We start from the raw sequence: 15,024 nt of genomic DNA on the forward strand, positions 1-15,024 counted from the left end.
GCTCCTATTATCGCACCATTTCTCTATTTCCTCGGACTGATTTTTCCCATTTCCTGTACCAGGCCCAGGCCGTTTGATGTCATCATCATCTCATTGTACTCAAATATATCTTCTGTATTACCGCTATCCTTCCTCCAGAAAAGGGAGCAGCGACAGCCGCTCCCTTCTGGCATCAGGATTTTGGGAACACCCAAACATGTTTTTCGGGTAACGCCAGGTGGCAATGCTGAGGATCGCGTACTTCGTTGCCGTAGGCGCGGATGACAAAATCATCAGCTACGGTGCGGAACAGGTACTCCCAGCGGTCACCGAGATACATGCTGGTGAGCAACGGGAGAGCCAACTGGTTTTCGCCTGGCCCGTCGGCCAGCGCCACACGTTCAACGCGGATCACCGCGGTGCCCTCATGGCCAACCTGAACGCCGTCGCCCGCCTGACCCCACAGGACCCAGTCGCGTCCTTCAATACGTGCTTTGCCGTCACGCACGTCAGTGACTTTGCCATGCAGACGGTTGTTGCTGCCCATAAACTCAGCGGTGAACAGCGTTTTTGGGGAACCATACATCTCTTGCGGCGTACCCTGCTGTTCAATTTTGCCGTTGTTGAGCAACAAAATGCGGTCAGAAATCGACATCGCTTCTCCCTGGTCATGCGTCACCATTAGCGCGGACAACCCGAGATTAATAATCAGCTCACGCAGGAATACGCGCGCTTCTTCCCGCAGTTTTGCATCAAGGTTGGATAATGGCTCATCGAGCAGGATCACGGGTGGGTTATAAACCAGCGCCCGGCCAATCGCTACGCGCTGTTGCTGGCCGCCAGAAAGTTGATGCGGATGGCGCTTACCCAGATGTCCCAGGCCCAGTTGATCCAACACACCCTGTACCCGCTGGTTGATCTCTGCGGTGGAGACTTTGCGCAACTTCAGCGGGTAGGCCACATTCTCAAATACGGTTTTATGCGGCCACAAGGCATAGGATTGGAATACCAGCCCCAGATTACGCTCTTCGGCGGGGATTTCGCTGCGCGGGGTGCCGTCGTAGACCTTGTTGTTGCCGATGGTAATTGACCCTTGTGTCGGTTTTTCCAGCCCGGCCACCGCGCGCAGAAGGGTGGTTTTACCGCTCCCGGACGGCCCGAGTAACGAAACCACTTCGCCCCGTTTGAGGTCCATGGTCACGCCCTTTAGCACCGGATTATCACCGTAGGTTAAGTGCAGGTTCTCGACCGATAATTCAATCATGTAATTTCACTCCAAAACGTAGGGCAATACCCAGGCCCACCACCACCAACAGAATATTGATAAACGAGAGTGCGGCGACGATGTCGATAGCACCTGCCGCCCACAGAGATACCAGCATCGAGCCGATGGTTTCCGTACCCGGCGACAGCAGATAGACGCCCGTGGAATACTCACGCTCAAAGATCAGGAACATCAGCAGCCATGAGCCAATCAGCCCATAACGCGAAAGCGGAATGGTAACGTGGCGGGTAATCTGGCCACGCGTCGCACCGGTGCTGCGTGCCGCTTCCTCCAGCTCTGGCCCCACTTGTAGCAACGTTGAGGAGATGAGGCGCAGGCCGTAGGCCATCCACACCACCGTATACGCCAGCCAGACGCTGAAAATGGTGCTACGCAGCGAGCGCAGCCAGACAATCAGCGTGTCTCGCAACCACTGCGACCACGGCATGCCGGATAACCAGCCGGATTTCAGCGCGCTATCGAGCCACATCGGTAAGAACAGAAACACCCACAAAAACGCCAGACCCGCGAGCAGGCCCGGCACAGCACGGGGCACCAGCACGCTGTAGTCTAGAAAACGCGTGGTGTTATCCGGCTTGCGGTGCATCGCGATACCAATAAACAGATAGCAACCTACCGCCAGTGCGCCGCCTATTACGCCAATCGCCATGGAGTTGACGATGGCCCGCAACAGGTTCGGCTGTTCCCAGATGGTGCGAAAGGTGCTAAGCGACAGCTCATCCCACAGCGAAACGCCTACGCCCCAGTTGGAGATAAACGCACGCAGCACCACGCCCATTAGTGGCACGCCAATGGTGATGGTTAGCCAGAACGCCACCACAGCCCCCGCTATCCAGCGCCATTTACCCAGCGGCAGCGCGCGGGCCTGCGAGGCTTTACCCTTCATGGTGACGAAGCGGTTAGCGGTACGCATCAGGCGACGTTGTAGCATGACCAGTGGGATGGTCAGACAAATCAGCACCACCGCGACCGCCGCCATCAGGTGATACGACGGCGTACCCAGTTTATTGGTCAGTTGGTACAGGTAGGTCGCCAGCACCATGTTGCCTTCCGGATCGCCCAGCACCAGCATCAGACCAAAGACTTCCAGACCGAGGAAAAACAGCAGCACAACGGCGTACAGAATCGAGGGGCGAACCATCGGCAGGCTGACCGAGGTCATCACCTGTAGCGGGGAAGCGCCGGAGATACGCGCGGCTTCCTCCACGTCTGAGCTCACACTGCGCAGCGCCGACGAGATATAGAGGTAGGCGTGCGGCACGTGCGTCAGACCCGCAATCACCACGATGCTCGACATGTCGTAGATATTCCACGGCACGAAGCCAATCAGCGATTGTACCCACAGTGACAGGAAGCCTACCGGGCCTGCGGCCACCACATAGCCAAAACCCAGCACCATCGGTGAAACAAAAATAGGCACAAGGATCAGCGGCTCAATCAGACGTCTACCCGGTAAGTCGGTACGTACCATCAGGAAGGCCAGTATGCCGCCCAGAGGAATGGCGATAATGACCAGACCGAATGCGAGAATAAAGCCGCTTTTCAGCGCCTTATAGAAGTCAGGGTCGGTAAAAATAAAGCCAAAGGATTCAAGGCTCCAGTCCTTTGCCGGCGAGAAAAACGGCGCGGACAAAAAGCTTTGTATCACGATGAACGACAATGGCGTGTAGATAACCAGCGCGGTTAACAGCACGACGATGCCGCGCGGCAAGCTTTGCCACTTTCTGCGTAATGCATTCATAAGCGGAGATCCGGTAACACGAATTCAGGAAGCGAGTACCAGGCGCACCAGTGAACCGTACGCCTGGTTCTGGCTCTTATTTGGCCGCGGCTTCACGCCACTGTTTGATGTAGTCCAGACGTTTTTTCGGTTGCAGGTATTCAAGTAATGACTCATCAACCGGGATCGGCTTCAGCGCGCTACCCAGCATTTGGGTCATTCCGTCGATGTCATTTTTACCTTCGATGTCGTTACGGATAGAGGGAATATCAGCCTGGTTGGCGAGGATGTTTTGCCCTTTTTCAGACAGCACATAGTCCAGCCACAGTTTGGCGGCATTGCTATGTTCAGCCTGCTGGCTGATGAAAGAAACTCGTGACAGCACCAGGGTGTAGTCCTTCGGATAGGAGATGCCCAGTGACGGGTCGTTTTTGGCACGCGCTTCGGCGTAAGAGCCGAGGATATTATAACCAATCAGGTTTTCACCCGATGAAACCCTCTCCATCATCGTACCAGTGGACGATTGCACGGCTAACCCGCCTTTCGCCACGTCGGCCAATGTTTTGAAGTAGTTCGGATCGGCCTTGTAATCCAGCACCGATAGCATGAAGCCAACCCCGGATTTTTCGATATCGTAGGTGGTGACTTTGCTTTTGAATTTATCCACCTGGCCTGCAATCAGCTTTGCCAGCGCGGCGTGAGAATCCGGAACCTCGTTCGCCGGGATGAGGCGCTTGTTGTAAATAAACACCACTGGCTCGTAGGTGGTGCCGTACGCTTTGTTGTGCCAGACAGCCCATTTCGGCAGTTGGTTCTGCTCTGCTGAAACATACTCCATCGCATAATCGGTCGCGAGCTTCATCGCGGTATCCATGGAGGAGCTCCAGATGACGTCACCGCTGCCGCCGCCAGCAGCCTGTTCGCTGATATAACGGTTATACAGCTCGGTACTGTTCATATCGTTATATTCAACTTTGATGCCCGGATAGGTGGCTTCAAAGCCCTGAATCAGCGGCCCCGCCGCTTTGGTATCCGTTGTGGAGTAAACCACGACTTTGCCTTCTTTGGTGGCGGCATCAACCACCTTTTGGTAGTCAGCCGGATACCCCTGCGGTAGCGCGGACAGGGCAGAAAACGACATGAAAACAGCAGCAGAGATCAGAGAGATGCGGAATGTGTTTGTCATTATTATTAACCTTCTAGTTACACTTTGGGAACTAAAAGTCAACATAGCGGATGGGAGAGGAGAGACAAGAGGGGAGAGAGAGCCGGCTGGTGGAAATGTGATTGTTGGCGTTGTTTCGGTAATTAACACCATAGAAACCGTGAGCGCGGGGATTTGAGAGAATGGAATGCTCACCGTTGTAGGCCGGATAAGCGAAGCGCCATCCGGCACTATACGGAACACTGCCGGATGGCGCTTCGCTTATCCGGCCTACGGAGTTGTCAGTCAGCCCCCTTCCGATACAACCGCCGCGGATGCCCAATACTCCCATACTGAATCTCAATCACAACAAACCCAATCTCCACGCAGTACTCCAGATACCGACGCCCCGTCGTTTTACTGATCCCCGCCTCCTCGACCACCTGCTCAACCGACCAACTCACCGCCGGATGATCGCTAAAAATCCGCTGCACCCGCGCCAGCGTCGCAGGCTCAATCCCCTTGGTCGACGGCTGCCCCGCAGCCTCCCCGGCAGGCAAATTGAACAGCTTATCCAGCGCGTGCTGATCCACCACTTTCACCTGCCGCAGCGTGTGCTCCAGCAGCATAAAGCGCTCCAGCGAGGCCCGCAGACGGTGGGAAAATACGGGTTTTAGCAGGTAGTCAAACGCGCCGCTGCGCATAGCATGGCTGCAGGTTTGCATATCGCTGGCGGCGGTGATGAATATCACCGAGCACTCAAACTGTTTGAGCAGCGGGCTATCAATAAGCTCAACGCCCTGACCGTCCGGCAAATAGTTGTCCAGCAGCAGCAGACGTGGCTGATGACGGAGGATCAGTTCGCGGGCCTGTTCCAGCGATCCCGCGATTCCCACGATGCGCAGATGGAAGTTTTGCTCAATAAACTCCCGATGCAACTGTGCGAGATGTGGCTCATCCTCAACAATAACAACCTCAAGAGGGCGGATATCAGTCATGGGAAGGTCCTGTCGAAAGAGAAATCTGGAACGGGATGAAAACCGAAAATACGGTACCCTGCGGGATGTTATCGCTTATTTCGATGCTGCCACCAGCCCGACGAACGTAGCCCGCGACCAGGTACAGGCCAATACCATGTTCTGAACCGGTGAGTTCACTGCTGTCAGTGGGTTTACTGGTAAAGCCTTGCTCAAAAATATGCGGCTTCATGGCCTCATCAACGCCACAGCCCCGGTCAGCCACTTCAATCACCAGTTCGTGGTTGCGATCCGATATATACACTTCCACCGGCGCGGTACGTGCTGGCGTTTTCAGCGTGGCATCGACAGCGTTGTCCACCAGATTACCTATTACTGACATCAGCTCCGTTTCGCTCAGCCCTTCCGGTAGGCGCGAGAGCTGACAGGCGGGGTCGAAAACCAGCTCAACATCTTTCTCGCGGGCACCGACATATTTCCCCAGCAGCAGGCCGCACAGCGCCGGAGAGACAAACTGCCTGGAGAGGAAATCCAGCACCTGCTGGGCCCCCTCTGACTGTACCTGAATATAACGCAGCGCATCGTCATAGCGCTGCATCTGCAGCAGACCGACGAGCGTCGCCGTCCAGTTGAGCTGCTCGTGGCGCATGATGCGCAGGTTATCGGCATAGCGGGTCACCTGGCTGAGTTGACTGCTGAGCGTATTGATATCGTTCTTATCGCGGAAGCTGAATACCCAACCGCTTTGGGTGCCCGGCTCGACTTCAATAGCCACGCGGTTGACGATGGTTTCCCGTTGATTCAGGACGGTAATATGATCGTGATGGCGGCTGTCATAAGCGGTATTGCCAGGCGCGAAAAATGACGGCGGCAGTTGAATCACCTCATCCAATGGCTTGCCGAGCAGCGCTTGTTCACTCTGGCGAATATTGAGCATCTCCCGGGCGGCACGATTGATGAGGATGAGCTGTTTATCGGCATTGACCGCAAAGACTCCTTCGTACATCGCCTCCAGCAGCGCTTTTTGCTGCAGCACCAACTGGGCGATATCTTTGGGTTCCAGGCCGAACATCTGTTTTTTCAGCGTGCGGGTCAGTAACCAGGAAAAAATAAACAGCAGCAGCAGCAGGGCAAGGCCGTACATTCCGGTGCGCCACAGCAGGCGGGCGTTGATATTGGCGATGTAGGAGGTGAGGTAACCGACGGAGACAATGCCGATTACCTGATGATGGCTATCGAAAATAGGTGCTTTACTGCGTAACGAGACACCGATCCCACCTTTACGCACAGTGATAATGGTTTTGCCCTTCAGTACATCAGCATTGTCGCCGCCGATCATCGGCAGGTTAAGGCGCTCCGGGGATTCTGAGTGGTAAAGATGCTGTTCACGCGCATCACCAATCACAATATAGCTGGCGTCGCTTTCGGCGCGCAGCGGCTGAATCAGTTGTGCGATACCAGGAATATCCCGCTGCTGTACTTTTTCTGCCAGACCGGGAATCAGGGCAATTTCGCTGGCCTGTACTCGCGCGCGTTGGCCCAAATCGTGGTGCAACTGACGGTCGATAAAGTGAAACAGCAATACGCCAAGCAGCGCCAGCAGAAGGCAGGAAAAAGCCACCAGCGAGAGGAACAGCTTTACCTGAAAGGACAATCTGAGTTTCATGTAGTCCGCAGCGGCCAGAGCAGAAAGGGTCATCTGAAAAGCCTATCATGCGAAAATACGAACCGTAATCGAGGGACGACAGAGTTGTGAACTGCCTACATTCTCCGCGAATTTCTGAGGCAATAAACGGTATGTCGACGATGCGATCCAACGGCTGTATCCATTGAAAATGCGCATCGTTGACGGTGATTTTTTTGGATCTTCCGGTCTATGACTCTGGGTGTCCGTCGATCGCGGCTTTCAGATCGCGATACTCTTCGCATTGGGTGCCGCAGATATTCTTAATGGTTGCCAGCTCCGCTTTCGCCAGGTCGGGGCGGCCTTTAACCATCCATGCTTCCCCAAGATATTCGCGCACTTTCGCATAGTGCGGATCAAGGGCAATCGATCGTTGGTAGTAACTTATCCCTTCATCCGTACGCCCTAGCTTGCGTGTCGCGTAGCCTCGATAGTTCCAGGCTTCACGCGTATTGGGCTGCTGTAAGGTATCGAGTAAATTGATGGCATCCTGATAATGGCCGGTTTTCGCCAGGTGATACGCATACTGCGTTTTATCCTGATCGTCGATCATGCTGCTTTTTTCGGGCAAACATTTTTGGGTTTTGTTGTCGTAAACCTGACCCTTCGGGCATGTTGGGGTGGTGGTATCGTCATTTCCCATGGCGCTGGCTGCAGCGGAGTAGAGCAACCCGCCTGAGATCAGGCAAATCAACGGCAGTATTTTCGTCATGGCGTGCATCTTCATGGTCCTGTCCTCTCGGTATGAGTGAAGGTTCTTGCATGCTGTAAACCGCGCAGCCCATGCTTTATTCATTATCGATGCCTATAAATTGACCTGCCGTTTATTTTTAATACACCGCTTTATTAGCAAAGAAGGAGTAGCCGCTAACGCGGCTGTTGCTGGGTCGCACAGTGAATACCGCCGCCACCGGCCGCGATACCGTCGATATTCAATTGAATAATCTCACGCCCGGTAAATTGCTCCTGCAAAATATCGCGCGTGTTACGGTCCGTGCGTTTATCGCCAAACTCCGGCGCAATGACCGCATCATTACACAGATAGAAATTGATATAACCGGCGGCAAAATCACTGTTCGCATAGCTCTGGCGAATAGTTGATGGTCCTTCCAGCGTGATCACGTTCAGGTGCCGTCCTTTTGCATCTGTGGCTGTGCGTAAGATTTCCAGATGTCGCCGGGTTACAGCGTAGTCAAACGATGTAGGGTCCTGCTCAAGACCCGCTACCACCGTACCCGGATGTGTTAATCTGGCGTAAAAGTCCGTATGGCCGTCGGTAATATCCTTTCCGGCAATACCTGGTAGCCAGATGATCTTATCCAGTCCCAGCAGGCGCTTTAATTCGGCTTCACATTCAACTTTACTGACGCCCGGGTTGCGGTTGGGATTGAGAACACAACTTTCGGTAATAATGGCTGTCCCTTCGCCGTCTACCTCTATCCCGCCACCTTCAAGGATCAAGGTTGAGCGGATAAATTCAGCTTTAGCATAATCTGTGACAAATTCAGCCACTTCGGCATCGCGATCGTGTTCCTGCTTCTCGCCCCAGCCGTTGAAGTTAAATCCAACGCCACCGGGCATGCCGTGGGGGCTTTTCACAAATACTGGTCCGGTATCGCGGATCCACAGATCGTCAATTGGATGAACCAGCAGGTTAACTGATGGCCCACATAGTTTTGCCGCGAGCGCGTGGTCTTCTTCGCGCACCAGCATATTCACGGGTTCAAAGGCGGCAATGGTGTTCGCGACCAGCGCCAGATTTTTCCGTACCACGGGAAGCAGGTGAGGTTCCCAGATAGCCACACTGGCACCAAACGCCATCCAGGTGGCAGCATGAGGTGCTCCTTCATCCGGCATCTGCCAGCGGCGGCTCTCTGCTGCGCGGGCAACCTGGCTTAAACTGATACCCGTCATGCTGGCGAGTAGCATACTCGTTGACGTCACCAGGCTCTGCCTGACAAATGAACGTCTTGTTATCATGGGATTAACCTTTGCGTATATTTATCTGATATTGGATGAATAAAATAATAATAGATAATTAATGTTCTGCGTATTTTAAATATTGAATAATAAATAAATTGATTGCGGGTAAGTTTCATGCGGAATATAGCACAGGAGATATTCGTTGCAATCTCTTAGTTTTATATTATGAGTGAAATTGACTACTATTAAAATTTCTCAACTATATATTTATATATAATTTATATTTATCAGCATGAACATGTGTCACGCCGTTGGCTCTGAAGCCTCGTCTGACGGGCCTTGTCGCGGATTGTGATCTGGCCGGTTGTTCTGTTGTATTTATTAATGCCATGAACCGTGTGGACTATAGTAAAGATGGCCGTTATTTCTCATCATTAATAACCGTGAGTGGGGGATGTGCATGAAGAAGATACTGATGCTGGTCGGAGATTATGTCGAAGATTATGAAACGATGGTGCCTTTTCAGGCTTTGCAAATGCTTGGGCATCGTGTGGATGCCGTCTGTCCGGATAAAAGTCAGGGTGACTACGTTCAGACCGCCATTCACGATTTTGATGGGGCGCAGACCTACAGTGAGAAACCCGGGCATCGCTTCACCTTGAATGCGAATTTCTCTGATGCGCGCGAGGCGGATTATGATGCCTTGTTGATCCCTGGCGGGCGGGCGCCGGAGTATTTACGTCTGAATCCGGATGTCATTCAACTGGTACAAGACTTTAACTCTGCGGGTAAACCTATCGCCGCGGTGTGTCATGGCCCGCAACTGCTGGCGGCAGCCGGAGTGTTAGAAAACCGGACCTGCAGCGCGTATCCAGCGTGTGCGCCAGAAGTTCGGTTGAGCGGTGGGCATTATGCCGATATCGGGATTGACCAGGCGCACGTCGACGGCAATCTGATTACCGCGCCGGCATGGCCTGCTCATCCTGCCTGGTTGGCTAAATTTGTTGAAGTATTAATGAAGTAACGGGTACCGGCTTTGCAGGTCGGTATAACCCATCCGGCTATACCGACTGCAAAAAATTACCGTTGCATGAGTGCGAATACCCCCCAGCCGAGATATTCCCGGGTGAAGGTGACATGGCGTCCCGGTGACGTCCTCAGTTGCTCTCTGACTTCCTGCGCAAAGTCATCATTTGGGTTCGCCTCCAGCCATCGACGCATCGTCAACCACTTAGCGGCTTCGTATCGATCCCAGCCTTCCTGGTCTGCCAGCACCATTTCAACCAGGTCGTAGCCCAGTTTGTCGAAAAACGAAACGAGGTCGGCAAGGGAAAGAAAATCGGCCACCGAGCCGGCTCCGCATGCCTGGGCAATATCTTCTGCGGCGGGCATTTGACGCCAGTACGGTTCACCGATCACGATGATTCCGCCAGGTTTGAGGCTCTTTGCCAGCAGCGTGATTGTCCCGGCGACACCGCCTGCAATCCACGTTGCGCCGACGCAGGCAGCGATATCGCATTTTTCATCCGCGACATAACCTGCCGCATCGTTATGGATAAAGCTCACGCGATCGGTGACGCCCAACTGTTCCGCGCGTTGTCTGGCTTGTGCGCTAAACAGTTGGCTCATATCAATACCGATCCCCGTAATGCCATGGTCGCGTGCCCAGGTGCAGAGCATCTCACCGGAACCACTGCCCAGATCCAGAACACGGGTTCCTGGCGTCATACGTAGCGCCTGACCTAATGTGGCATATTTTTGCGCGGTGAACGGATTATGAATGCGATGAGCGCTTTCGCTGATCGTAAAAATCTTGGGAATATCCATCACTCTCTCCTTAGCGATTATCTAACTGGGCTCGAACATTGTTTAATCCGGTGGTGTTGATGCGGTAGGGCTGACCATTGACAGATTTGATCAACTTTTTGGTTCTGAGCTTTTTAAACACCTCAAGCGTGCAGTCGCAGAGCAGCAATCCTTCACGGCTATAACATTCAACGGATGTGACGCGGCCAGCGCTGTCGCGGACGTGCGCAATGCGGCCTCCTTTGGCGAGAACGTGTAAGGTACGTTGTTCCTGACGGGATAAATTCATACTGGGAAACCTGTTTAATCATCATGTGCAAAACGTGCAAACACACAGCGGTGTCCGCATTCGATTTCAGCGCATTGATAACCAGTCCGGCCTGATAAGGTCGGCAAACTGATTATCTGATGATGACATTCTCCAGCATCAAAGCCTCGGGTTGAGTTGAAAGGTATTTACACGGTGTATGATAGCAGTGGAATGTTGGATGGGAATCTTGCGCCAGTAAAAGTGTGACCCGCAACGGAAAAATGGCCTGGAAGGACATCTCGTCGCATCGAATAGCTTTAAATTGTTGTAATGTTATTAACACATTAAATCATTAAAATATTTTATAGTTAAATGGCTTTAAAAATATGAATTTGAGTTATTCTGCACTCTTCGTTCTTATGTTTCACGCTAATATATTAGCCTGATTTAAGCGTGTCGGGATTGATTGTCTTATTTATGATAAGCAGTATTTATTATAGCTATCGCAGGATGATGTTCTGTAAATTATTTCTGTTTAAGAATTCTCTCTATGGTGAGAAATGTGTATACTTGTTTCTGCAAGAGACTCTTCTGTTATCATTAAAATTATAAATATGTCCTTTACACCCGTATTTCCTCTACTCTGTATCTCTTCTCAGGGTAGAGGTTTTTTTACCTGTAATTCATCGGGTAGCACCTATTAATAATAATTTAACACCGTGCCAGGTGTTATTATGGCTACTATGACTAATGATGCCGGATATCATGGTTTTATAATAGTACCGCGGCGTTTCTATTCCGTAATGAATTGTTCAGCTATCCCTCTGTTTACCAGGGTATAGTATAGTGGCGCTTATAATTGTCTGTTTTTCAGCGTGATATGTTTTTCTTGTCGTTGGGATAAATGTGACCTTGCTCATGGATTTTAATGCACTAAATGGCTATTTCTAGAGAAGTGCAAACGGTTGCACGTAGCTGTAATGGTATTCGTTCATTAAAAAAATATAGCGATGGTTTGCCTTGTGTCTTTATAGGATATGGAGACTTAAATGATTTCCATTATCTCTTGGGTAGACGGAAACTGTTATGGCTTCTGTTAGCTTAACACCATGTAAAATAGTCGTAAAAACAAGCAGGGAATATGATGTGATCATCAAAAAGGCGATTTTTATTACAAACATAACGATCGGTTTTTTATCTTCCTTAATATAAATCGTTGTCAGAACACTCATGAGATCAGTGGTCTGGGATGAGCGCTGATTTTATTTGACACTTCAGATGTATCCCTCTCTCGCTGCATGCAGGTATCTCCTCGCAGTACCCCATGAATGAAACATTAAAGGATGTCCCACAATGGATATTGTTGAACGCTTTATTAACTACACCAAAATCAATACCACAACCTCACGGGAAAATGGCGCAAATGGCATCATGCCGTCTTCCCCAGGCCAAATGGTGCTGGCAAAACTGCTCGCAGCAGAGCTTGAAGTATTAGGGATGCAAAACATTGAAGTCAGGGATACGGCGATTGTAACGGCAACATTACCTGGAAATACTGACGATAATATTCCTGTCGTTTCCTTTTTTGGTCATCTGGATACCAGTGCCGAACAGACTGCAGACACGCATGCGCAACGCCTTCACTATAGCGGTGGCGATTTATGCCTGAACAAAGAACATAATATCTATCTGCGCGAAAGTGAATTTCCAGAACTGAAAAACTATATCGGTGATGACCTGCTCGTGACGGATGGAACCAGCCTGTTAGGTGCTGATGATAAAGCTGCCATCGCTGCCATCATGAATGCCATACAGTATCTGGTTGCACATCCGGAGATTAAACATGGACCGGTGAAGGTCGGTTTTGTTCCTGATGAAGAGCAGGGGCTACGGGGTGCCAAAGCTTTTGATGTTGCCGCGTTTGGCGCAAATTTTGGCTATACCCTGGATTGCTGCGGCATAGGTGAGTTTGTCTATGAAAACTGGAATGCAGGCGATGCGGAAATTATCTTCACCGGTCAATCTGCGCACCCAATGTCAGCTAAAGGTAAACTGAAGAATTCTCTGCTGATGGCGCATAAGTTTATTGCGATGCTGCCGGGCGGAGAAGCACCTGAATATACGGAAGGTCGTGAAGGATATTACTGGGTAAAACAGCTGCAGGGTAACAGTGCCCGTACCGTACTGAAACTGGATATTCGCGACTTTAGTGAAGAAGGTTATAAGTCCCGTATGGCATTTATTCGCCAGCTTGCAGTAAGTGCCTGTGCACTATGGGGCGAAAATAGTGTGGTCTGCCATTTAACCGACCGCTATGCGAATGTGTTTAATAGCCTGCAGGGCGATTCGCATTATCCTATTGATATTGCTATACGTGCTTATCAGAAATGCGGAATCACTCCGCAACCTGTCGCCATGCGTGGCGGGTATGATGGCGCGGTTCTGTCGCAGAAAGGGTTACCGTGTCCGAATATTTTTACCGGTGCGCATAATTTCCATTCAATTTATGAATACTTGCCGGTGCGATCGCTACGGGCAGCCAGTGATGTTGTAGTCGCAGTTATTGAAGAAACCTACGCTGAGTTCGCCGAAGGGAGAACTCAGTCATGATTCAGGTAATAATTGCCCTTCTGGTTATCGTTGTGGTCGCTCGTCTGATCCTGAAGGGGTACCGGGCCGAACCCGTGTTATTTATCGCGGGTCTGGTGCTAATGATTTGTACCGGATTAACCGGATGGGGCTCCGTATTGCCGAAGGGGGTTGCCAGTACCGGGATTGCTTTTCTCGATCCATTTGAAGTTATGCGCGATCTGTTCAGCACACGTGCAGCCGATCTCGGTCTGATGATCATGGCGTTGATGGGATTTGCTCACTACATGGATCATATCGGGGCAAATGAAGCGGTGGTGCGCGTGGTGACGAAACCGTTACGGGCACTGCGATCTCCTTATATTCTGCTGTTTTTTTCCTACCTGCTTGCCAGTCTCCTGCAACTGGCCATCCCTTCAGCGACCGGGCTTGCCGTGTTACTGATGGGGACAATGTTCCCGATTATGCTGGGCCTGGGGCTCTCTGCGGCTTCGGCCGCCGGGGTCATCGCCACCTCGCTGGGGGTGGCATACACCCCAACAGCGATTGATGCCATCAGGGGAGCGAAAGCAGTCAATATGGATGTGGTGGAATACGTTGTTTACCACCAGGGGCCAGCAGCGCTTGCAACCGTACTGGTTGTCGGCGTTTGCCATTTTTTCTGGCAACGTCATTGCGATCGCAACGCGGGGACGTTACCTCGGGAAATCGGGAGCGCTGAGATTGTCGATTCAGGAAAGGCGCCGGCTTTTTATGCTGTGCTTCCCATGCTGCCTATACTGATGGCGGTAGGATCATCCGCGATGTTTGTCAGTGGAATTAATCTAAACATAATCACCATCGTGCTTATCGCAATGGCTATTTGTATGCTGATTGAATGGATACGAGCGCGTGATTTAAAGTCGGTGTGTGAAGGGTTCAGCCATTTTCTGAAAGGAATGGGCGCGGCGTTTACCGGTGTTGTGGGCCTGCTGGTCGCAGCCGGAGTTTTCGCGCATGGCATCAAAGTCATTGGTGCCATTGATCAGTTAATTTTGATGGCAGAACATGTCGGATTACCACCCTTTGCGATGGCCGTCGTCTTTGCGCTGGTGACGCTTGCGGCAGCAATTATTATGGGCTCGGGGAATGCGCCATTCCTGGCATTTGTTGAGTTAATCCCACAAATTGCCGCGAGCATGGGCGCTAACGCGGTTGCTATGATCCTACCTATGCAGCAGGCATCACATATGGGGCGGGCTATTTCGCCGGTATCCGGTGTTGTTATTGCGGTTTCAAGTGGGGCAAAAATTACACCTTTCGATGTAGTTAAACGTACTGCTGTGCCGCTTATTGTGGGCTTTGTCACCCATACTTTGATTATCGGTATTTTCTATTAGTCGTAACTGCTGCAAGCAAACCTCCGGGGCGCGGAGGTTTGCTTGATAATGTTATTTATAATCTCAAATAAAACTGGTTGTCATGAGTTATTATTTGTTTTCATCTTTATCGCATTATTCTTATTGTTTTACCACGGTGTCGTATATAGATGAATGATTAAGGAAGGTAATATGTTAATCTGGCGTTTTTTATACGTGAGAATTAATTAATCTGGATCATATTATGCTGGTTTTAATTGTAGTAGTTTTTTAAATGAAGTGATGCCAAGTCCAAATGTGATAACGATT

Annotated in this window: 12 protein-coding genes; 3 read left to right on the forward strand and 9 right to left on the reverse strand. The window is 51.2% G+C overall.

The window, feature by feature from the left end; all coding sequences use genetic code 11:
- Positions 1-172: 172 nt before the first annotated feature.
- From JTI85_RS05670 to JTI85_RS05700, 7 genes are all read right to left on the reverse strand, one after another.
- Entirely contained in the window at positions 173-1,243 is a 1,071-nt protein-coding gene (locus JTI85_RS05670; protein ID WP_101742737.1) for an ABC transporter ATP-binding protein, read from the reverse strand.
- Complete coding sequence (locus JTI85_RS05675) at positions 1,236-3,005, reverse strand: iron ABC transporter permease (RefSeq protein WP_219352243.1); 1,770 nt, start codon at positions 3,003-3,005, stop codon at positions 1,236-1,238. The genes JTI85_RS05670 and JTI85_RS05675 overlap by 8 nt, the downstream gene beginning before the upstream one ends.
- Positions 3,006-3,081: 76 nt before the next feature.
- Positions 3,082-4,170, reverse strand: coding sequence for an ABC transporter substrate-binding protein (locus tag JTI85_RS05680; protein WP_061067354.1), 1,089 nt, complete (start codon positions 4,168-4,170; stop codon positions 3,082-3,084).
- A gap of 260 nt (positions 4,171-4,430) precedes the next feature.
- On the reverse strand, positions 4,431-5,126 hold the full coding sequence (locus JTI85_RS05685; RefSeq protein WP_115600901.1) for a response regulator: 696 nt from the start codon (positions 5,124-5,126) through the stop codon (positions 4,431-4,433).
- Entirely contained in the window at positions 5,119-6,771 is a 1,653-nt protein-coding gene (locus tag JTI85_RS05690) for a sensor histidine kinase (RefSeq protein WP_219352568.1), read from the reverse strand. The genes JTI85_RS05685 and JTI85_RS05690 overlap by 8 nt, the downstream gene beginning before the upstream one ends.
- 208 nt (positions 6,772-6,979) lie before the next feature.
- Complete coding sequence (locus JTI85_RS05695) at positions 6,980-7,510, reverse strand: tetratricopeptide repeat protein (protein ID WP_370528846.1); 531 nt, start codon at positions 7,508-7,510, stop codon at positions 6,980-6,982.
- Positions 7,511-7,656: 146 nt separating this feature from the next.
- The gene (locus JTI85_RS05700) at positions 7,657-8,769 is read right to left on the reverse strand and encodes an agmatine/peptidylarginine deiminase (RefSeq protein WP_219352244.1); all 1,113 of its coding nucleotides are present in this window, start codon (positions 8,767-8,769) and stop codon (positions 7,657-7,659) included.
- A 397-nt stretch (positions 8,770-9,166) separates the two neighbouring features.
- Between JTI85_RS05700 and JTI85_RS05705 the strand changes: the two genes are divergently transcribed.
- Entirely contained in the window at positions 9,167-9,736 is a 570-nt protein-coding gene (locus tag JTI85_RS05705) for a DJ-1/PfpI family protein (protein WP_048212523.1), read from the forward strand.
- Between the two features lie 56 nt (positions 9,737-9,792).
- Here the strand turns inward: JTI85_RS05705 and JTI85_RS05710 are convergent, their stop codons facing one another.
- Together JTI85_RS05710 and JTI85_RS05715 are read right to left on the reverse strand one after the other, a co-directional pair.
- A complete protein-coding gene (locus JTI85_RS05710) occupies positions 9,793-10,539 on the reverse strand; it encodes a cyclopropane-fatty-acyl-phospholipid synthase family protein (RefSeq protein WP_061067359.1) in 747 nt (248 codons plus the stop codon).
- A gap of 10 nt (positions 10,540-10,549) precedes the next feature.
- Positions 10,550-10,807 carry a YjhX family toxin gene (locus JTI85_RS05715; protein WP_048212521.1) on the reverse strand — a complete coding sequence of 86 codons (258 nt, stop codon included), beginning with the start codon at positions 10,805-10,807 and terminating at the stop codon, positions 10,550-10,552.
- Positions 10,808-12,121: 1,314 nt separating this feature from the next.
- Between JTI85_RS05715 and pepT the strand changes: the two genes are divergently transcribed.
- Both pepT and dcuC read left to right on the forward strand, forming a co-directional pair.
- Positions 12,122-13,378 (forward strand): peptidase T, encoded by a 1,257-nt coding sequence (gene pepT, locus JTI85_RS05720; RefSeq protein ID WP_115643823.1) that lies wholly within the window; start codon positions 12,122-12,124, stop codon positions 13,376-13,378.
- Positions 13,375-14,736, forward strand: coding sequence for a C4-dicarboxylate transporter DcuC (dcuC, locus tag JTI85_RS05725; protein ID WP_061067362.1), 1,362 nt, complete (start codon positions 13,375-13,377; stop codon positions 14,734-14,736). Before pepT ends, dcuC begins: the two co-directional genes overlap by 4 nt.
- The last annotated feature ends 288 nt before the right edge of the window (positions 14,737-15,024 follow it).

It is taken from the genome of Citrobacter sp. Colony219 (assembly GCF_019382635.1).
In the GTDB taxonomy this organism is placed as follows: domain Bacteria; phylum Pseudomonadota; class Gammaproteobacteria; order Enterobacterales; family Enterobacteriaceae; genus Citrobacter; species Citrobacter youngae.

Coding starts and splice junctions, on each gene's coding strand:
- JTI85_RS05670 (WP_101742737.1), bottom strand. CDS start 1,243: ATGATTGAATTATCGGTCGAGAACCTGCACTTAACCTACGGTGATAAT.
- JTI85_RS05675 (WP_219352243.1), bottom strand. CDS start 3,005: ATGAATGCATTACGCAGAAAGTGGCAAAGCTTGCCGCGCGGCATCGTC.
- JTI85_RS05680 (WP_061067354.1), bottom strand. CDS start 4,170: ATGACAAACACATTCCGCATCTCTCTGATCTCTGCTGCTGTTTTCATG.
- JTI85_RS05685 (WP_115600901.1), bottom strand. CDS start 5,126: ATGACTGATATCCGCCCTCTTGAGGTTGTTATTGTTGAGGATGAGCCA.
- JTI85_RS05690 (WP_219352568.1), bottom strand. CDS start 6,771: ATGAAACTCAGATTGTCCTTTCAGGTAAAGCTGTTCCTCTCGCTGGTG.
- JTI85_RS05695 (WP_370528846.1), bottom strand. CDS start 7,510: ATGCACGCCATGACGAAAATACTGCCGTTGATTTGCCTGATCTCAGGC.
- JTI85_RS05700 (WP_219352244.1), bottom strand. CDS start 8,769: ATGATAACAAGACGTTCATTTGTCAGGCAGAGCCTGGTGACGTCAACG.
- JTI85_RS05705 (WP_048212523.1), top strand. CDS start 9,167: ATGTGCATGAAGAAGATACTGATGCTGGTCGGAGATTATGTCGAAGAT.
- JTI85_RS05710 (WP_061067359.1), bottom strand. CDS start 10,539: ATGGATATTCCCAAGATTTTTACGATCAGCGAAAGCGCTCATCGCATT.
- JTI85_RS05715 (WP_048212521.1), bottom strand. CDS start 10,807: ATGAATTTATCCCGTCAGGAACAACGTACCTTACACGTTCTCGCCAAA.
- pepT (WP_115643823.1), top strand. CDS start 12,122: ATGGATATTGTTGAACGCTTTATTAACTACACCAAAATCAATACCACA.
- dcuC (WP_061067362.1), top strand. CDS start 13,375: ATGATTCAGGTAATAATTGCCCTTCTGGTTATCGTTGTGGTCGCTCGT.